At 39.2% G+C, this 19753-nt stretch carries 12 protein-coding genes and 2 pseudogenes; 11 read left to right on the plus strand and 3 right to left on the minus strand.

The window, feature by feature from the left end; translation table 11 throughout:
* The first annotated feature begins 22 nt into the window (after positions 1 to 22).
* The 10 genes and pseudogenes from PTET_RS16735 (at position 23) to PTET_RS16780 (ending at position 14018) form a co-directional block, all read left to right on the plus strand.
* Complete coding sequence (locus PTET_RS16735) at positions 23 to 1282, plus strand: hypothetical protein (RefSeq protein WP_096038998.1); 1260 nt, start codon at positions 23 to 25, stop codon at positions 1280 to 1282.
* Positions 1275 to 3242 (plus strand): phospholipase D-like domain-containing protein, encoded by a 1968-nt coding sequence (locus PTET_RS16740; protein ID WP_096038999.1) that lies wholly within the window; start codon positions 1275 to 1277, stop codon positions 3240 to 3242. Before PTET_RS16735 ends, PTET_RS16740 begins: the two co-directional genes overlap by 8 nt.
* On the plus strand, positions 3235 to 5811 hold the full coding sequence (locus PTET_RS16745) for a DEAD/DEAH box helicase (RefSeq protein ID WP_167378577.1): 2577 nt from the start codon (positions 3235 to 3237) through the stop codon (positions 5809 to 5811). Before PTET_RS16740 ends, PTET_RS16745 begins: the two co-directional genes overlap by 8 nt.
* A gap of 15 nt (positions 5812 to 5826) precedes the next feature.
* Complete coding sequence (locus PTET_RS16750) at positions 5827 to 6801, plus strand: WYL domain-containing protein (RefSeq protein WP_244186405.1); 975 nt, start codon at positions 5827 to 5829, stop codon at positions 6799 to 6801.
* Positions 6802 to 6874: 73 nt separating this feature from the next.
* The gene (locus tag PTET_RS16755; RefSeq protein WP_096039001.1) at positions 6875 to 7972 is read left to right on the plus strand and encodes a cell division protein FtsZ; all 1098 of its coding nucleotides are present in this window, start codon (positions 6875 to 6877) and stop codon (positions 7970 to 7972) included.
* A 50-nt stretch (positions 7973 to 8022) separates the two neighbouring features.
* A complete protein-coding gene (locus PTET_RS16760) occupies positions 8023 to 8349 on the plus strand; it encodes a cyclic-phosphate processing receiver domain-containing protein (RefSeq protein WP_096039002.1) in 327 nt (108 codons plus the stop codon).
* Positions 8350 to 8376: 27 nt separating this feature from the next.
* The gene (locus PTET_RS16765; protein ID WP_096039003.1) at positions 8377 to 9096 is read left to right on the plus strand and encodes an SIR2 family NAD-dependent protein deacylase; all 720 of its coding nucleotides are present in this window, start codon (positions 8377 to 8379) and stop codon (positions 9094 to 9096) included.
* 155 nt (positions 9097 to 9251) lie between these two features.
* Entirely contained in the window at positions 9252 to 10067 is an 816-nt protein-coding gene (locus tag PTET_RS16770) for a TlpA disulfide reductase family protein (protein ID WP_096039004.1), read from the plus strand.
* 256 nt (positions 10068 to 10323) lie between these two features.
* Positions 10324 to 13251 (plus strand): annotated as a pseudogene (locus tag PTET_RS16775) (TonB-dependent receptor).
* Positions 13252 to 13371: 120 nt separating this feature from the next.
* Positions 13372 to 14018 (plus strand): annotated as a pseudogene (locus PTET_RS16780) (response regulator).
* Positions 14019 to 14044: 26 nt separating this feature from the next.
* Here the strand turns inward: PTET_RS16780 and PTET_RS16785 are convergent.
* Positions 14045 to 16132, minus strand: coding sequence for a bifunctional diguanylate cyclase/phosphodiesterase (locus PTET_RS16785; RefSeq protein ID WP_096039005.1), 2088 nt, complete (start codon positions 16130 to 16132; stop codon positions 14045 to 14047).
* A gap of 182 nt (positions 16133 to 16314) precedes the next feature.
* A complete protein-coding gene (locus tag PTET_RS16790) occupies positions 16315 to 16995 on the minus strand; it encodes an SDR family oxidoreductase (RefSeq protein WP_036983754.1) in 681 nt (226 codons plus the stop codon).
* A 283-nt stretch (positions 16996 to 17278) separates the two neighbouring features.
* Here PTET_RS16790 and PTET_RS16795 point away from each other — a divergent pair, with 283 nt between their 5' ends.
* Positions 17279 to 18136: a mechanosensitive ion channel family protein gene (locus tag PTET_RS16795; RefSeq protein WP_069439112.1), complete on the plus strand. Its 858-nt coding sequence runs from the start codon at positions 17279 to 17281 to the stop codon at positions 18134 to 18136.
* Between the two features lie 238 nt (positions 18137 to 18374).
* On the opposite strand, the gene astB is transcribed toward PTET_RS16795, so the two are convergent.
* Complete coding sequence (gene astB, locus PTET_RS16800) at positions 18375 to 19721, minus strand: N-succinylarginine dihydrolase (RefSeq protein ID WP_096039006.1); 1347 nt, start codon at positions 19719 to 19721, stop codon at positions 18375 to 18377.
* Between the last annotated feature and the right edge of the window lie 32 nt (positions 19722 to 19753).

Consider the following 19753-nt stretch of genomic DNA (forward strand, 5'->3'; position numbering starts at 1 on the left):
ATAACGGCCTAAGAAGGTTTACATGACAATAATAAACTGGGGTCTACTTGGCCCTGATAAACTTGAATCTGAACGACGCACTCGCACCTTGGGTCTTGCAGTTGCTGTACGTGCATTTAATGACTTGGCAGTACCTAATTTAGGTGGGGTAAAATTTAGTAAAAATGTTTTTTTAGCCTGTTTGGGCATTCATGTGGCTGAAAAAGTAAGATTAGAGGATAAGCAGGTAAGTAACATACAAGTTGCAAATGCAATTGAAGCGCTCGGCTGTATTTTGTCGTTTGAAAAAAATAATTGGCAGTCTGATGAAAGGTTAAGGGGAAACTCCAAGTTAGCAGGTGCAAAGGATTTATCATTTAAAGTAGTTGGCGCTAACAATTATTATGTAACACAGCCTATGCGTATGGCTACTGTGCAATTATTACCAGGACTTGGGTTAGTTGAATCACAAGGAGAGCGATTTAATAGCTATAGTTTGAACGACAACGGATTGAAGTTAGTTATTGCCGGCTGCGCTGATTTAAAATGTTATAACAGTAGTATTGTTAATTTTTTAGTTAAGTGGGTGCTAGGTAATCATAGAAACCCTAGAGTAAGTGGTTTAATAAAGGCGCTAGCGCCTATTTATAGTTTAGCGGCAGACGCTAAAGCCATTTTAAAAGACCGTTTGGTTTCTGGTAATGATGAGTCTGCACTTCGAAGAAGAAATGCATTAACGTGGGTTAGTAATATAAATACAAACCCATGTATTAATTGGCGAAAACCATCAGAATTAACAGACTTACATTTTAAAGACATAAAAAGTGGAGCTTACTTTTTCATACTCAGAGATAGTGTGATGATGTTATTAGACGCTATTGAAACCGCAGTTGCTAATGATAAGTCGGGGAGTTTAGATTTACGTAAAGGCACTCCTTTAGTTTTGCAAAACGCATTAACGAGAGTGAAGTCGGCTGCAACTAGTTTTGTTAATTTAAGCCATGATCCTACGCCTGATAAATTAGCGCTGAGTTTTGCACGTGAATGCTTACAAAGTCAGGATGAATTAATTATTTTAAGTATTGTTGAAAGAGATAATTTAGTACTTAAAGTAAGAGATAAAGCTGTTATTAAAGGATCTGCTTTTGGTGGAGTGCAGCAAGAAGCTAACGACGCTGGCGAAACAGAAAGCTTGTTTCCAAAAGGCGTTTCATTTCGTTTTTGGAACTTGTATTTACTGAATGTTGACTTCGATGGGCAGCTCGATATGTGGCTAAATAAAAAGGAGAAAGCAGATGAGTAACTCATTACCACTTTCTTTATCGGCTTATTTTGTGCCACCGACAGATTGTATTGGTGAATTTGGCTTGTTGACTGGATATTCGGCAGATACTCACTTTTTTAATGATGCACTTGATAAGTTTACGCAAACAATTAAATCACAAAGAGCCTATGAAGGAAGTGGTTATTTAGCCATGATGTTAGACCCAAACCATCACCAGATATCTGCGGTTGACTGCCCTGGGTTGGTTCATTTACCAGCTAAATCTAATATAGAAAAAAAGTTTAGATTGTTACATGCTAAAGTAGCGTTATTACTATTTAAAAATAAGCTAACAGAGCAAAAAATTATTAGGGTTATTGTTTCTACGGGGAATTGGACACGCCAAACAATAGAAGACAGTTTAGATATGGTTTGGTCGATTGATTATGAAGTAGCCTATAGTGATGATCATCAAGTGCAAACTGATATTGCCAAGGTGTATGATTTTATCAATCACACTTTAACTTTTTTTAATATCGATATATTAAATAGCGTAAGAATAGAAAATAAAGCAACAGCAACAGCGCTAAGGTTTAAACACTATCAACATGTTTTAGGTGAAATTAAGCCAGTAAAAAATGTACAACCTCGCTTTTTTGATAATACAAAGCAGGCACTCATCACACAGTTACCACATTTAATAAAAACACATAGTAATAATACAAAGTGCAATTATTTAGCCCTTGGTTCTGGTTTTTATGAAGGTGGAGATAATAAGAGCAAAGTGCCAAAAGTGATTTCTGAGATTGAAAAAGTATTACAGCAGGCTGGTCTCTTAACTAAAACAGCTGAAAAAGATATTTATGTCAACCCTGATAATTGTCAACTAGTCGCTCAAACTTTAGATATATTAAATACAAATGATTGGTCAGTTAGGCCTGCTTACGATGCTGTTTATCAAAGTAAAAATTATCAAAGATCATTGCATGCAAAGTTTATTTTTTCAGCCAAAAATGGAAATGACGATAGCTGCAAAAGCTCATGGTTGTATTTAGGATCAGGAAATTTAACAACGCCTGGCTTTTTAAGTAAAGCAAGTTTGCATGGCGGTAACCTAGAAGCGGGAGTTGTGTTTTCTCCAAAAGAATTGAGTTGGTATGGCGAAGATGACTCAACTAATTGCATTAGTGATAAATTGCCTATTAATTGGGATGAAGAAAGTATTATTACAGATGCTACGCAGTTGTGCTCAGGGAAGGGGATGCCAGAACTTGAAGGTGAATTTGTAGCTGCACCGATAAGTTATTTTACTATTTGTAGCTTAACTAAGACAGGTTGCTTATTACGACCTGATACTGATGATACAAAAGGCTATCAAGTTTGGTACGCTGAAAATTATGCGTGTGAGTGTAAAGGTGAAAATATAATTTGGCCCGATAATACTCCAAGGCAAGTGAAAGTTACGTGGAATATTAAAGATGCGACGCACAGCATTTATATACCTGTATTCGATGAGTTTGGACGAATGGCAGCAACCGCTTTGCCTGAGTTAGAGATAGATGACGCATGGAACTTACTAGGCGCATTCCCTACTTTGCCCGCAGAGGACGGTTTCGATGGCGAGGTGCTAGATGAAAGCCATTCAGTGGCATTAAATTGTCAGCATGAGGCATCAGGTTCTAATTATTATTTAAATAAAATGATGTTATTGATTGAACATGTAGCACAAAAACAAACAGAACTTGATCCATTCAACTGGGAACAGTGGTGTTATCGTTTAGAACAAATATTTTGTCAAATGAGTAAGTCAGCAGTAATTTCTTACTTTAAAGAAATTAATATTAATCCATTATCCCCTTTATGGGCTGCCCCTTTTAGACCTCATTTTGCAGAAGATTCAAGTACTGAGCAAGGTCGTTTATATGAGTCATTATTAAGAAAAATTGAACATAGTTTGGAATTGAATCAGTTAATAACGCTTGGAGGCAAAGGTGAGTAATTTTTTAGGTTGGGAAAAGGTTGCTGAAATAATAAAAGATACTCTCGGATTCAATGAGCGTCTGAACTCAACCCAAAAAGAAAGTGTAAATGCGATACTAGATAGGATAGCTGACACGGGAGTAATTATTGCTGATGAAGTTGGCATGGGTAAAACACGAATAGCAGTTGAGCTTATCCATGCTGTTAAACAAGCAGGTGGTCGTGCAGCCATTATTGTGCCCACAACATTAGGATTCCAATGGCAAAAAGAGCTTAATGATCGCGAAGCAGATTTAGCGCCTCAGCACACAGTAAATAGTCTCTGGCGTTTTATGTCTGCTTGGGCTGATTGTGACAAGCAAGAGCATTGGGATAAACAGTCGGTTATTTTATTATCTCAAAATTTTGCGAATTGGCGTATTGGTGGTAATTCTCATTCAAGTCGTTGGGCACTGCTACCAGAAGTGTATGCACAGTGGCGAAAAGCTAAAAATAACAGGTTACCTAATGGTTACAATAGCCATGAAGACCTAAAATATATGGATGCTAAATATTGCGCACGTAGAATTGTTGAACAAACATATTACCTATCGAATAATGATCCTAGAAAGAAAATTTTAAATTGCATCATTGAAAACTTTGAATGGGGTGTAAATTCATTTGGCGGGGATAATTTTTCTGCTGGAAGTGAATACCGAGATTTGTTAGAAAAAACGGTAGGTTTAGGACTCGGTTCATTTGACTTAGTTGTTATAGATGAAGCACATAAAAGCCGAGGTGAAAGCAGTAGCTTAAGCCGAATTTTGAATGAAATTATTATTCAAAATGATAATGGTCGCCGGTTAGCTATGACGGCTACACCTGTTGAGTTAAATGTTGAGCAATGGCAACAAATGCTCAATAGAATTGAGTTATCCGAATCTGATCAGCAGCCTATTTTAAAGAGTGTTGATAACTATGCTAAAGCTGTTGCTAAACTCAAGTTATATTGGAAGGTCGATGAGCAATCTCGGTTGAGTTTTCAGCGGGCCGCTAGAGCGTTTGAAAACTCGTTAAAACCTTATTTATTAAGAAGAGATAAGCGACAAGACCCAACAATTCAAAAATTTCACTCTGTTTCAAATTTACCAATTAATGAATATAGGAAGCATACCCAGGTTGAAATTAAAGTAGAAGAACTATCAGAGCAGTGGAAGCAAATAGTGTGCTCTGTTGAAGGGCTATCTGCTGCTTCAATTATGCAAGATGCGACTTCAAAAAGAGCACGACTTACGCTAGCTAATGGTCACGGGATTGCTGGAATTATAGATAACTCAGCTTATTCATCCCCTCAAGGTGACGATGACGAGCTAGAAAATGATTTGAACAATGATGATAGTAAAAAGCTTCAACGGGCTCACTGGTGGAAAAAACAGATTACTGAGGTATATGCAAGTGGAGATGAATCGTTATATCAACATCCTGCATTATTAAAAGTTATTTCAGAAATTGAAAATAATTTAATGTTGGGTCAAAAAGCATTAGTGTTTGGTAAGTTGACCAAGCCTATGAGGATATTAGTTAATTTATTAAATGCAAGAGAAATGCTACGCAGGCTAGATAAAAACGAGTTTTGGCCTCAAACTAAAATTCATATCAGTGATAAAGAAAATGATGACTCTGAAGTGCATGCGGCCAAATTTGCGTCAAAGCAACTTGGTTTAAATTGGAGTATTAATGAAATAAATGATCGTTTAAAACGTCAATATGAAAAGCATGCAAACCAAGTGGACCAAACTAAACAACACCTGATTGAAAATATTGAACACTCAATCTCTTTATTGGATACACGTTGTGAACAGCTCTTCAAAGCATTTAAAAAATCTGTTGAACAAGCCTGCTCAGAGGAACATTCTGTTCTTACTTTTATGACTCGTGCTATTTATGAGTTATCAGATTCAAGCGATTTTAATTTAACATCTGAAGAGGTTGCTCAGGGTTTTATTGATCTAATGGGTGCAGTCACAGCAGAGAATGAAGGTGATGCCGATGGTGATGGTCAATTAGATGAAAAAGAAGCAAGCAAGCTTTGGCCCTGTATAGAAGCAAGGGTAAAAGAAGAGTATGAACATGTTAGAGGTGGCATGGCGCGCTTAATGTATGGGAATACATCAGCGGCAAGTCGTCGTATGTTACAGTTGGGTTTTAATCGTAAGAACAGTTTTCCTAATGTGTTAGTTGCACAGTCAGTAGTTGGACGAGAAGGGTTAAATTTACATCAAGCTTGTCGGTTCGTATATTTATTGCACCCAGAGTGGAATCCTGGCGTTGTTGAGCAACAAATAGGTCGTGTTGATAGGCTCGGATCTCGTTGGGAGAAAGAGTTTTCCGAGCAACAAGAGCAAGGAGGAGAGCTTCCGTTTATTGAAATTAAGCAGGTTATATTTAAGGGAACTTATGACGAATATAATTGGCAGGTATTGCATGCGCGCTGGGATCAACTTCGCTCACAATTACATGGAGTTGTCATCCCTATAAGTGAACGAGATGATGCGTTTTCACATTATTATGATGAATTATGCTTAGCTGCACCGGATTTTACTCCTTAATATAAAAGTTTATTAATGAATTCACATCGTCATTTATTGATTCTCGAGCTTGTGCCAATAGCGCCAAGCTCTATCTCGACTCAACAGCTACAGAAAAAGTTAGTTGAATGTGGCTTTGAGTTCCCCATTCGAATGCTCCAGCGAGACCTCCAATCACTTTACGAGCAAGGTTGTTTTGGCCTTGAAAAAGACACGCGCAGTAAACCGTATGGTTGGTCTATTAATGCACAGTGGCGAGGTGGTAGCGCTAAAATTATGAGCTGCGAAGTAGCTGAGCATTATTTGTTACTAGAGCAGTTATTACCGCAATCTATACCGAGCGATGTTAAACGCTCAGTTCATATTAAAGCAGAACAAGCGCTTAAGCGTTTTAATGGCGATGTGCCTGACTGGCTTGCAACCCTGCCTAAACCGTCGTTAAAAGTGAATATTGATAGCAAATTAGTTGCGCAAATTGAGCATGCGATTAAGCATAAGCGTGCTGTGAGCGCTGAGCTTTATAGAGTGCTTTACGATGAGGCGCACTGGTTAAAGTTTGCTGAATTAAGCTTTTATAGCTTAGTTGAGCAAGGTGGCGTGTTGATGGCGCAGTTTATGGTGGGGTCGCTTCACGATAAATGTTACCAGATGCCGGTTTATCGCATTCGCAATGTTCATATCCTGCAAAAAACACGACGTGAGCCAAGTGCTGAGCAGTTAAAGTCGTTACGCAGTGCGATTAATAAAGGTATGAAGCAAGAAGCGATTGAGTTAGTTGTGAAAGTACCCAGCCACTCGGTGGTTAATCAAGGGTTTATTGAGCTTGGAGAGCTGACTGACAAGCAACATATTGATGAAAAAAATGTATTACTTACCTATCAAACTATTGATACTGAACAATTAACCGATGAGCTATTTAAATGTGCTCATTGGCTGGAAGTTATTAAACCTGAGCGCATTAGAAAAAGAATTACCACAAAGCTTAAAGCGGCTGCTAGTAACTATCAATAACGCTAATTAATTTTAGTGCGTCAATTTTTGACGCACCTATTTGTTATGCTCCTTTAAAAGTTAAGGAGTGGTTATGTTTCAATTAATTCAGCAAAATGATGGTTTATCGATTGGTGTATTTGGCATTGGTGGGTGTGGCTGTAATACGCTTAACAGTATTTTTGAACAACGCGAGTCTGAGCAGGCGCACTTATACAGCGTTAATACCGACAAAGTAGTGCTTGAGCATACACAGAGTGATGAAGCAGTACTGATAGGTGCAGAGCTCACTCATGGGTATGGTGCAGGAGCCGACCCTAAAGTTGGGCTGCAAGCGGCAGAAGAGAGTAAAGAGCAGCTTTTAACGCTTATTAATGGCTGCGATATAATTTTGTGTGCAACAGGGTTGGGTGGCGGTACTGGGACTGGCGCTAGCCCGTATATTGCAGAGCTTGCTAGTGAGCAAGGTAAGCCCATTATATTTGTTGCTACACTGCCATTTAGTAGTGAAGGACAGTTTAGAAATAATATAGCGCAAGCAGGTTTAAATGAGCTTAAAGAGCATGCTAATGCGGTTATTACGCTCCCTAACGATCAACTTATTGAAGTGCTTGGTAACGATATAGGATTATTCGATGCGTTTAAGCACTCAAACCAAATACTCCACTCACTGATAAAATCACTCATCGATATGCTTTGTTTTCAAGGGCTTATAAATGTTGATTTAAACGATTTTGCTAAAATTATGGATTGCCAGGGTGATGCAGTCCTAGGTGTTGGTAAATGCGATGAAGAAAGCGAGCTTACTACTGCATTGGATAGTGCACTCAATAACCCACTTGTTAATCAAGTTGATATGTCATCAAGTACGGGTGTAATAATACAAGTAAATTGCAAAGATGAAATTTCACTCGGTAGTTATAACCTCATTACCGATACAGTGCGCCAGCGGGTCAGCCCAAACGCGTTAGTTATTTGTGGTGTTTCTAAAATTGAAAATTTAGCAATGAATTATGAACTGTTGATCATTGCAACCGGTGCAAGCGCTAAGATGATTGTTGAACCTTTCGATAATGCGCCTAGTAGCGAAGTCGAACAATCGCCAGCTGCAAGAGCTAAACCTCAAGCTTCTGATATTTTTGACATACCAGCGTTTATACGTAATCAAGCACCAGCTCCTTGTGGAAAATAACTATGTTACTGCTTTGAGAGTCTGAATACATTTTTCAGTGAGATAACCCTATGAATGTATATTTAGATGATGAAAGAGAAACACCAGCCGGTTGGTTAAGAGCCTATTGGCCTAGTGAAGTGATTAAACTTTTGAAGACTGGTAAAGTAAAGCTGCTTAGCCTTGACCATGATTTAGGGAATGATAATAAAGGCACTGGCTATGACGTTTTACTTTGGATTGAGCAGGCAGTGTTTATTGATGGCTTTGTACCGCCAACAATAGCCGTTCACTCAGCCAATAGCTCAGCACGAATTAAAATGGAACGCGCAATTACACAAATTAATTTACTGGCTAAAAATCAAAAGGGTTCTAAACGCTGTGATGGCGAGTGGTGAGCTTTGCAAGTAAACAGGAATATTTTTATGAATACGTTATACATTACAGGAGCTGGTGTGAGTGCTGCTAGTGGTATTCCAACTTTTCGTGGTGAGGATGGCTTTTGGACTATTGGTAGTAAAAACTATACGCCAATGGAAATGGCGACACGTGCAATGTATGAAAATAACCCGAGTGAGTTTTTAGCTTGGTATTATCATCGTTTTGCAACTTATCGTAATCATGGTCCTAATGAAGTGCATCATTGGCTTAGTGATAAAAACTTAATTACCCAAAATATTGATGGGCTAGATGGTAAGGCGGGTAATAAAAATTACATTGCGATTCATGGTCGGCTTGATCAAATGACGCTGTTTCATCATCAGGGCGATGATGTCACACCAGAAGCTACGCTATGGAGTAATGTTGATGAGAGCAACTTACATCGCTCTCTACTTGCGTTATTCAATATTGAAAACCATCAGCCAAAGCTTAATCATTCTTTAAAGCCCTTTGTGTTGTTATTTGATGAATATTACACCGAGCTATACCGCATTACTGAAGCGCAATCGCGAATGATTGCGGCCGATAAAATGGTGTTTATGGGTACTTCGTTCAGCGTTAATATTACTCAAATGGCGCTCGAGATTGCGCGAAGTTACAGTATTCCTATTGAAATTGTTGACCCCGACCCTGCTCATGTATTGCACTCAAATGTAAGCTATAAAAAAATGACTGCGTTGGAGTACATACAGCAACAAGGTTAACTAGGTAAATAGGTTTTGTATTGCTGCTGGTATACATAACCTATTATGCGTTATTAATAATCAGTACAGCTTAGGCTATGTTATTGTTAGCCTTTAATTCACACTATGTACCGGTTATTTTAAGTACTAAAATACATTATAAGTAGACGACAGCAATGTTAAGTATTTCTCTTGGGCCTTTGGTTATTTCCATTTCACAGTTGATCATTTTTTTAGGGTTAGGCATTTTTTGGGGGCTTACCTATTTATTAACACGCCAACATCCATTACAAAAAGCGATTTTAGACACTGTTTTTAAAGCAATTGTGGTGGGCTTTTTAGTCTCGCGGTTAGCGTTTGTGTTTACTATGTGGGATGCCTATCAAGGTAACTGGTGGCAGCTTTTTAATATTAGCGATGGCGGCTTTATTGGTTATTATGGTTGGCTCAGCGGTATAGTGGTTTTAGCGTTTTATGCACGTGGTAAAAAAGCGGTAATGAAAAACTACGCTATTGCTGGGTTTGTTGGTTTTTGTTCAATGATTATTCCTAATTTTGCGCTGTCTATCTACCAAACGGGTGTGCAGTTACCGCAGTCTGTTGTGCAAAATATTCAAGGGCAGCAAGTTAACTTACAAAACTTCAAAGGTAAGCCGGTGGTGATTAACTTTTGGGCGTCGTGGTGTCCGCCGTGTCGAAAAGAAATGCCGGTACTGCAAGCGGCTCAAAAAAATAATCCAAATATTACGGTGGCATTTGTCAATCAAGGTGAAGACTTACACACGGTAAAAGCGTTCCTTGATAAACAGCAACTCGACCTAAATCATGTGTTTTTTGATCAAAGTAGTAATGTGAGTCGCGAATCAGGTGCTGCGGGCATACCAACTACTTTGTTTTATAATAGCCAAGGTGAGTTAGTTACCAGTCATATGGGAGAGCTTTCTCATGCGAGTTTAGGCTATTATATTCAAGCTATTAGTGATAATAAATAACGGTGTATTGCTGTTTAATTGCGTCATTCCTTTTTATGCCCTTTTAAAAAGCAGCTAAATAGCAATTTTGCTGCTTAACTTCCTACCTTTATTTGAATTGACTGTTTTTTGATAGTTTATTCAGTTACTTATCAGTTTGCATTAACAAACTATTAAGCTTGGTTATGTAAAATACAGCTACTTTTTTCGTACCATCTTTAGCTAGTACGATCATCTTTAAGTATTAACTGTATTTTAAAATGGAACTGTTAAAACTATGACCGCTCATCGGATAACCCACGCTGTACATCACTCTCTTCCACTTTTTATTAAATCAACGCTGTGCATCTCTATTTTATCTGTGATTAATCATGCATATGCTGATGAAGCAGAAGATAAAACATTAAAAAGCAAAGATATGGAAGTCATTGAGGTGCGTGGTATTCGTTCCAGTATGGCGGCTAATTTAGATATAAAGCGTTTATCGAGCTCTGTGGTTGATGCCATAACAGCAGAAGATATTGGTAAGTTCCCTGATAAAAATGTCGCAGATTCATTACAACGCGTACCAGGGGTAGTGATTGACCGTGACGGAGGCGAGGGCTCATCGGTAAGTATTAGGGGGTTATCATCTGAGCTAACCTTTTCTCAGCTAAATGGTAATTTTATTGCGTCATCACCAGGTGAGCCATCTCGTTCGTTTGATTATGCATTACTGCCCTCAGCCATGATTGAAAGCGTGGAAGTGTATAAATCACCAGAGGCACGTTTAGATGAAGGTGGCGTGGGCGGCACGGTATTAATGCATAGTCGTAAGCCGCTAAGTATGGATGCAAACTCAGGGGTGATTAATATTGAAAGCACTTATGCCGATGTGACTGAAGAGTCTGAGCCCCAAGTAACCGCACTTTATTCTTGGAAGAATGAGGCTGATACTTTTGGTGTGTTGTTTGGTTACACCTCACAAAAACGCACTAACCGAACTCTCTCAGGAGGCACAGATGCAAACGTATGGCGCTTTGCCGGTGATAACCCGATAGATACCAATGGCGAGCTGGTTGATAATAATAATCAGTGGGGCTCAATAAGTGATGCTCAGGGTAATAGTTATGACGATGTTTGGTTTCCTCAAGTGGTTCGTGGCTCAATTGTAAACGAATTACGTGAGCGAGAAGGGGTGCAATTTAGCACGCAGTGGCGCCCAACCAGCCGTGTTAAAATTGGCTTTAACTATTTTGGATTTTCACTTGATAAAAATAGAACTGAGTCGGTGATTGATATACCTGAATGGTCTTTAAATCCTGACTTTTTAACCGATGTAAGTTTGGATGAGTCGGGCACTATTATCAATGGGATGCAATTTGATGCAGCTGCGAGTGGCGCAGAGAATGATATGCAACTGCCGTGGATGCGAGGCTCTTATGTGCGTGAAGAGTCGACCTCAGACACTTTTGATTTTAATTTAACCTATGAAGGCGATTATTTTAAAGCCCGTTTTGTGGCGGGCAATACGCGCTCTGAAGGCGGGCCAAAGGAGAGTTGGGAAGCGGCGTATAAAAGTTCAAACGCCGGTGAAAATGAAAGCCGTATAGAAAATGCATCGCAAACAGCGGGTTGGCAAATTAATGAAAACGATATTAGTTTAAATATAGACCCTAATACGCTAGCTAACTTACTAAATGGTGTGGGCGGTGGGCGCGATCCAGGCTCGTCAAATTCAAGCTTTGTACGCAGTGAACTCGAAGAAGATTACTATCAAGCTGACTTTGATATTTATACCGATTGGGGAATTTTAAGAACAATTAAAACAGGGGTTAAGTACCGAGAAGCTACGCTGCATCGCGAAACCGGTAATACCTTCTTTTTAGATCCTAATTTTGATATTGCTGCAGCAGAAGCCAGCGAGTGAGGGATCACACGTTTTGACAGTTATCAGTGGAACAACGGTATGCCACTAGCACAAGACGTGTTTATTAACGAAGGTAACATTGCGGGTGGTTTTAATATTAACCAAATGCCCGGTATTGATTGGCAAAAATACCGCGATATTGTGACCAGTCATTATGTGCCGTATACACGCAAAGAAGATAACTTTATTTATGATATTGAAGAGCAAATAGCGGCGTTTTATCTGCAAGGTGATTTTGAGTTTAATAGCGTGCGAGGTAATTTAGGGGTGCGGGTGGTACGCACTAAAACCATGACATCATCAACCGACCTATATACTTATTTATTAGATCATACCAATGATGACAGCGGCGAGCCGGTAACCGGAGATGATCGATTTGTTGAAGACTATCAACTTATTACTCAAGAGAGTACCGATACTCAAATTCTTCCTAGCTTTAATATTGCATGGGATATAAGTGATGATGTAGTGGTACGAGGCGCGGTTGCTAAAGTGATGTCACGACCTGATTATGCCGATTTAGGCGCACAACAACGCATTACGTTTGTCTCAGATGAGTGGGCAGACGATAGAGCTGAGTTTAATGAAATTCCGGGTTTTAGTGGCAGTGGCGGTAATAAAAACTTAAAGCCATTTGAGTCGGTGCAAGCTGATTTATCTATTGAATATTATTACAGCGAAGGCTCTGCCATTGGTTTAGCACTGTTTCATAAAACAGTTGATAATTTTGTTGTTCCCTTAGTTATTGACGTACAGCAAGATTTTGCTGGTAAAGAGGGCATAGTTGAGGCAGGAAATATTACTGTATCGCCATATAGCACAGTAGGTAATGGCACTGATGCCGTATCTAAAGGGGCGGAAGTATTTATACAGCATGCCTTTGATAGTGGTTTTGGTTTTTATGCAAACTACACTTATAACAAAACCAATAAAGCCGATGTAAGTGTAAATGGTGAAGAATTTGGCCAATCACCATTAATAGGCAGTGCTAAGTATCAATACAATACCTCGATATATTATGAGGGAGATGCCTTTAATGTTCGTGCTTCTTATAATAAACGCGGTGAAACCGTGTTGGGTTTAAACAGCGGCTTAAATGTATACCAAGACCCATACGAGCAAGTTGATGTAAATGCTTCGATTAATTTATTAGAGGATTTGAGTTTGACCGCTGCAGTTATTAATTTGACTAAATCTGAGTCGGTAAAGCGCCTAGGTAATGATACAGAGTCTCGGTTATTAAACTCAAGCTATTCGGGAAGACGTTATTATGCGGGCATAAACTACCGTTTTTAAGCTGAGTGTGTTGAGTTTGGGTAAACAAGCTGCTTTGTTGCTGTTTTAGCTTTTTCTTGTAAGTTATTACTTTATAATGAGCGTTATAAAAATTATAGAATTAATAATAACAGGATTGAAATGAGTGATTTAACGGCAATAGCCAACTTATCTATTTTATTAGTTGAGCCTTCTGAAGTTCAGTAAAAGCTAATAAAAAATCACTGGCTCAGTGCGGTGTTACACAAATTGAAACGGCCAGCACTCAAGAAAACGCGCTGGCTGCTTTATCAAATTATCACCCTGATTTAGTCATTAGCAGCCTGTATTTAAGTGATGGCACAGCTGATTCTTTATTACAGGCAATACGCAGTAATAGTAATACCGAGCAACAAGTGGAACTAGAGCACTTTGATGTGACGCTTCTTAGAGTGCTTGTGGTTGATGACAGCCGTTTTGCGCGAAAACATATAATACGTGTCTTGGCGGGGATGGGAATTCTAGCACCGGTAGAGGCCGAAGACGCTAAACAAGCGATTGAAATGCTAAACAGCCAATCATTTGATTTAATTGTTACAGACTACAATATGCCAGAAATGGATGGTAAAAAATTAGCTGAAACGGTAAGGCAATCGAATGCGTACTCGCATATTCCAATTCTGATGGTGAGCTCACAAGCTAACGATACCCATTTAGCTAATATTGCTCAAGCGGGTGTGGATACAATATGTGAAAAACCGTTTGAGCCTGCTACGGTGCGCGATTTACTCTTTAAAATCATGAGCTAAAACATAACTATAAAAGCACTTTTTAACTAAAGTGCTTTTAAGTAACGCAATGAAAAATTGAGCAGCTTGGCGGCCGGCAAGGGCTTACTTAAATAAAATCCCTGAGCAATATCGCAGTTTAGCTCGTTGAGTAAATCTAGCTGCTCTTTGGTTTCTACCCCTTCAGCTACTACTTTTATTTCTAGGCTGTGTGACATAGCTATGGCCGCTTTCACTAAATTACAGTCTGCCTTGTTATCTGTTATACCAGTAATAAAGCTGCGGTCAATTTTTAGCACATCAAAAGGGTATTCTCGTAAGTAACTTAATGATGAATACCCTGTGCCAAAGTCGTCCATTGACAGCTTTATGCCCAGCTCATCAATTTGCAATAAGGCATCATGAATTGACGCTTGGCTATTCATCAGCACCCCTTCGGTAATTTCCAGCTCTAAACATTCATTATTAATACTATTTTTATGCAGAGTGTGTTTAATTATATTGACCAGTTCCGGATCTCTGAATTGGCGCGGTGATAAATTAATCGCCATGGTATAGTTTTGCTTGTTAATTGATTGCCATTCATTTAAAAAGCGTAAGGCTTGTTGAAGAACAAATACACCAATAGGCGCAATTAAGCCGGTTTGCTCTGCAATTGGGATAAACTCATCTGGGGTGATTTCCCCTAACACTATATTATGCCAACGAAGCAAAGCTTCAGCGCCAACGATAGTGTTTGTTTTTACATCTATTTGTGGTTGGTAATAAAGCTCAAATTCATTACGCTCTAGTGCACCATGCATTTGCTCTTCTATTTCAAAGCGGCGGCGCATGGCGACGTTCATTTGTGGGGTGAAAAAAGAGAACGTGTTTCGCCCCATGGTTTTTGCTTGGTACATAGCGGTGTCGGCATTTCGTAACAACACCGAGGCGCAGGTGCCATCCTTAGGGGAAATAGCAATACCAATACTTAATGTCAGTATTAAGTCTCTGCCTACAAGTTTAAATGGTTTCTTAAATGCTTGAAGTAACCGCTCAGCAATCGCTAAAGCATCGCTTTCATCATTTAAATTGGATATTAAAACAATAAACTCATCGCCGCCCAATCGGCCTATTGTGTCATTTTTTTTAAGTGTTTGCTGTAATCTTGCTGCTGCCGCAATTAATAATTTATCCCCCACTTCATGGCCTAAAGAGTCATTTACTTTTTTAAAGTCATCAAGATCTAAAAAGAACACGGCGGCTTTTTCGTGGCTCTTTTGTGCTTCCAGTAATATTTGTGATAAGCGGTCTAGAGATAAAAAGCGATTAGGCAAATCGGTTAAACTATCAAAGTGGGCCTGATGGCGAATTAGTTCAGCGGAGCGGTGTAGTTCGCTAATATCACGAATAATCACCATAATTTGGTTTGTTTTGGGCAATAAACGCAATCTCGCTTCGAAATAAATTACGCCTTCAGGCATGCTTAATTCGTATTCAAAACTGACCATACTGTCTTGTGCTATCGTTTTTTCTATATGAACCTGAAACTTTTGCGCTATTTTTTCAGGTAATACATCCACCATTTTTTTACCAATAAACTGGTTAGGTGAAATATATAAATCGTTTTTATTGTTTGCATGGTAGTCAGTAATAGTGCCATTTTGCTCTAGTACAAAAAATAAATCAGGAATTGCCTCAAATAAAGTTTTGAGCATGGTGGCATTAAATACGGCTTCTGCTTGTGCTTTGTGAACCTCAGACAGATCAATATCAATACAGTACATTTGTTTGGTATTGTACTGATTGGTAAACATAACATGGCTTGAAAATACGGCTACATCATTGCCATTTTTATGTCTGAGTATGAGTTCTGATGCGGGAATTTCAATATCATACTTAATCCAATTACTATGCGCTTTAATAGCGGGCTCTCGCATTGGTGCGGGTATAATTAAATTTTCGAGTTTTTTGCCAATGGCTTCTTGGTGTGTATACCCATAAAGCAATTCACTGCCTTTGTTCCAATAAATAACACGTCTTTGCTCATCGTAACCTTGTACTGAGATAGAATCGACAGCATCAAAAAGCTGGTGCAACGGGTCATTTGTAACATATTGATGAGTCGGTATATTATTAGTTTTATTGGGAGCCATTAAATGGGTTCCAGTTATTAAATTACTTTATTTATATAATAGACATAAAATTGTGATTTAGCATGGTAAGCGGCGTTTCAATAAGTGATTTTTTATTGATTGAATAGATAGTGATTTGAATAAAACACAGGTAAGCACTTTTATAGTAAAGGCCAATAAACATTGGCCTTTACATTTTATTATTAGTTGGTGGGCATTAAATAGATTTCGCGCACGCTATTACGCTGATTAGCTTCAATGGCAAACAAAACGGCATCGGCCACGTCTTGAGGGTCGAGCTTATCTGGTTTTGCTTCATCAAAAAATGGTGTATTCACCATGCCTGGGGCTATGGTTGTACATCGGCCATGCCAAGGTTTCATTTCTTCTGCAAGGTTTTGACCAAAGCCATGGGCAAACCATTTAGTCGCACCATAAATAGAGCCGTCAATGGGTCTTCGCCCTGCTGCAGAGCTGGTTAAAATAAAATGTCCTTGGTTTTCACGTAAATGAGGCAAAGTGAGTTTAGCAGTCCAAAGCAATGCTTTAATATTAAGGTCAACCATGGCTGACCACTCATTGGGGTCGCCATTCTCGGTTCCAGGTGATGATACACCCATGCCTGCGTTAGCGAATGCTACGTCTAATCGGCCAAATTTTTCAACGCCTTTACTCACTACATTCTCAAGCTCATTAAATGCAGTGGCATCGGCTGAAACGCTAAATGCATTTTCATGGCCTAACTCGTCAACTAGTTTATTGAGTTTATCTTCGCTGCGCGCGGTTAAGATCACTTTGTGGCCATTATTAACTAATGTTTTGGCGGTTGCTTTACCTATACCACTCGAAGCACCTGTAATGAGGACTATTTTTTCTTTCGCCATGATTGTTTCTCCTATGTTTACATATTCAAAATGAGGACAGTATTTATAGTAACTTTTATACTAACACTAACAGTGTGCGATTAACCCAAATTGAATAGATACATCAGAGAAACCTAACCTTTATTTAATGCTTTAATTTAATATAAAAACAATAGGTATAACTGATTTATAGCTATATACTCGCGCCGTTTTTAGTCATTAAGGTTAATTTGTGGGGTTAGCGTATTTAGCTTTGCTCCTTGTTAAATAGTGCTGAGTGTCAGCCCATTTTTTTGGAATATGTATGAAAGATAAACTTATTGTGTTTTGGCAGAGCCATTCAGAAACCATTATCACTTTGGGTTACAAAGTGGTGTTAGCGTTGGCTATTTTAGTTGCGAGTGCACTTATTGCGCGCTCGGTTAAAAAAGCGATTAAAAACTCTAAGTCGCCATTAAAAAAGGTAGACGAAACACTTCTGCCGCTGTTATCGAGCATTGCAGGGTATTTAGTTTACATAATTGCTGGGCTGTTTATTTTAGATATTTTTGGCGTTAATACGGCAAGCTTAATAGCGCTAATGGGCGCGGCGGGTTTAGCGATTGGTTTGGCGCTTAAAAACACCTTAAGTAATATTGCAGCCGGCATTATGTTATTAATACTTAGGCCATTTAAAATAGGCGATTTTGTAGATGCAAGCGGCACGCTTGGCACAGTAAAAGAAATAAACTTATTTACGACCATTTTTAAAACCACCGACGGCCTTTATATCGCATCGCCTAACGGTAAAGTATGGGGCGGCAACATTAAAAACTTTACCCGTAACGGTAAAAGGCGTATGGATATAGTGGTGGGAATTTCGTACGCCGACTCTATTGATGTAGGCTTAAATGTACTCAAAGAACTCGCCGAATCAGAAAGCCGACTACTCGCAGAGCCTGCACCTAAAGTAATGGTGACCTCAATAGGCGAAAGCGCAGTAAATATACAATTACGTGCTTGGGCTGTAAATGGCGATTACTGGCAAACTGTGTGGGATTTAAATAAACGCGTTAAAGAGGCCATAGAAGGCGCGGGGCTGAGTATTCCGTTTCCGCAGCGAACGCTGCATATATCTGAGTCGATGGCATCGGCCCTAACGGTTAATACCAATCCGCAATAATACTTAATCATTTTGCGGGGCTAAACGTGTCGCTACCTGCGTTAAAAAATTCTCATTTAGAACAACTAAATAACGAATTTTTTGCCTAGTTATCAACACGTTTTTCCAGCCTCAAAATAGATCACTTAATTAAGCGAATTGGTATAAAAAACGTTTAAACTCTATTAGCATAAGCACAAATAAAAATAGCGAGCCTTGGCTCGCTATTTTTATATTAACCTTTGTGTTGGTTGATGTATTAACCTTCTAATTGAAAGTCGTACACTGAGCCTAAATTAAGCAGTTGGGTTAGTTCATCCAATGCTTGATAACTTTCGGTTAATAACGCTGGATCGGCAAAGTCGTTAGCACCGAGTTTATCGCGGTAATGGCGCGTAGCCCAATCACATAATTGGATGTACTTTTGCTCATTTAAAATAACCTCTGGATTTACCGCTGCTAATTCTTGGCTATTAAGCGCCACACGTAAACGCAAACAAGCAGGTCCGCCGCCATTTTGCATGCTTTGGCGTAAATCAAAAAACTGCACTTGATTTATGGGGTTATCGTCAATAATCATTTCTTCAATATACGCTTTTACAGCAGGATTACGCTGGCATTCTTGTGGGGCAACGAGCAACATTTTATCGTCACTAAGGCTAACCAGTTGGCTATTAAATAAATAGCTACTAACGGCATCTTGAATACTCACTTTGCTGGTTGGCACTTCAATAATATAAAGCTGTTTGTTACCTACATAGGCTTCGCGGATATCGTCTAATGCTTGCGTTTGATTTAAAAACGCCTGCTGATGGCATAATAAAACATTAGCGTTACCCACCGCGATTACATCATTATGGAACACCCCTTGGTCAATCACATCAGGGTTTTGTTGTAATAGTATTTGGCTGGTATCTTTTATATTGTGCAATCGACAAATGGCTTCAGACGCTTCCAAGGTTTGCCTTGCAGGGAACTTAACGGGTTTAACAAGCTGACTGTTAAAGGCACTTGCACCAAATACAAATAATTCTAGCCCGGTTTCACCATGGCTGTCGCACAGGCGAGTATGGTTTGCTGCGCCTTCATCACCAAAAAAACCTTGCTCAGGCAAATGTGAATGGTGTGCAAAGTATTGTTCGTTATTAAACATCGCTTTGAGCAAACGTGTAGTGGTGTTTGGCTCTAAAGAGCGATGAAATTTATTATTTAGATTAGCCGCAGTGAAGTGTACTTTGCCGTCGTTAGTATCAGGTGAAGGCGATACGGTGGCTGCATTAGCGGTCCACATGGCTGAGGCAGAGTAACAAGCGCGCAATAAAATAGGATCGGCTTTAAAGGCTTTATTAATGACTTGTGCATCGTTGCCAGTAAACCCTAAACGCCGCAATACATTTAAATCTGGGCGAGCATGAGGCGCAAATACCCCTTGGGTTAAGCCTTTATCGCGCATGGCTTTCATTTTAGCCAAGCCCTGCAATACTGCTTCTTGCGGATTTGAAAAGCTCGCCGCGTTATTTAACGAGGCAACATTGCCATACGACAAACCTGCGTAGTTGTGAGTAGGGCCGACTAAGCCGTCAAAATTAACTTCTAAAGCATGCATACACGTTCCACTAACCAATTAAATAGTCTTTT

The sequence above is a fragment of the Pseudoalteromonas tetraodonis genome (assembly GCF_002310835.1).
GTDB lineage: Bacteria > Pseudomonadota > Gammaproteobacteria > Enterobacterales > Alteromonadaceae > Pseudoalteromonas > Pseudoalteromonas tetraodonis.

What these genes read in the sequence shown, in the direction of transcription:
- PTET_RS16735 (WP_096038998.1), top strand. Translation starts at nt 23, where the DNA reads ATGACAATAATAAACTGGGGTCTACTTGGCCCTGATAAACTTGAATCT.
- PTET_RS16740 (WP_096038999.1), top strand. Translation starts at nt 1,275, where the DNA reads ATGAGTAACTCATTACCACTTTCTTTATCGGCTTATTTTGTGCCACCG.
- PTET_RS16750 (WP_244186405.1), top strand. Translation starts at nt 5,827, where the DNA reads ATGAATTCACATCGTCATTTATTGATTCTCGAGCTTGTGCCAATAGCG.
- PTET_RS16755 (WP_096039001.1), top strand. Translation starts at nt 6,875, where the DNA reads ATGTTTCAATTAATTCAGCAAAATGATGGTTTATCGATTGGTGTATTT.
- PTET_RS16760 (WP_096039002.1), top strand. Translation starts at nt 8,023, where the DNA reads ATGAATGTATATTTAGATGATGAAAGAGAAACACCAGCCGGTTGGTTA.
- PTET_RS16765 (WP_096039003.1), top strand. Translation starts at nt 8,377, where the DNA reads ATGAATACGTTATACATTACAGGAGCTGGTGTGAGTGCTGCTAGTGGT.
- PTET_RS16770 (WP_096039004.1), top strand. Translation starts at nt 9,252, where the DNA reads ATGTTAAGTATTTCTCTTGGGCCTTTGGTTATTTCCATTTCACAGTTG.
- PTET_RS16785 (WP_096039005.1), bottom strand. Translation starts at nt 16,132, where the DNA reads ATGGCTCCCAATAAAACTAATAATATACCGACTCATCAATATGTTACA.
- PTET_RS16790 (WP_036983754.1), bottom strand. Translation starts at nt 16,995, where the DNA reads ATGGCGAAAGAAAAAATAGTCCTCATTACAGGTGCTTCGAGTGGTATA.
- PTET_RS16795 (WP_069439112.1), top strand. Translation starts at nt 17,279, where the DNA reads ATGAAAGATAAACTTATTGTGTTTTGGCAGAGCCATTCAGAAACCATT.
- astB (WP_096039006.1), bottom strand. Translation starts at nt 19,721, where the DNA reads ATGCATGCTTTAGAAGTTAATTTTGACGGCTTAGTCGGCCCTACTCAC.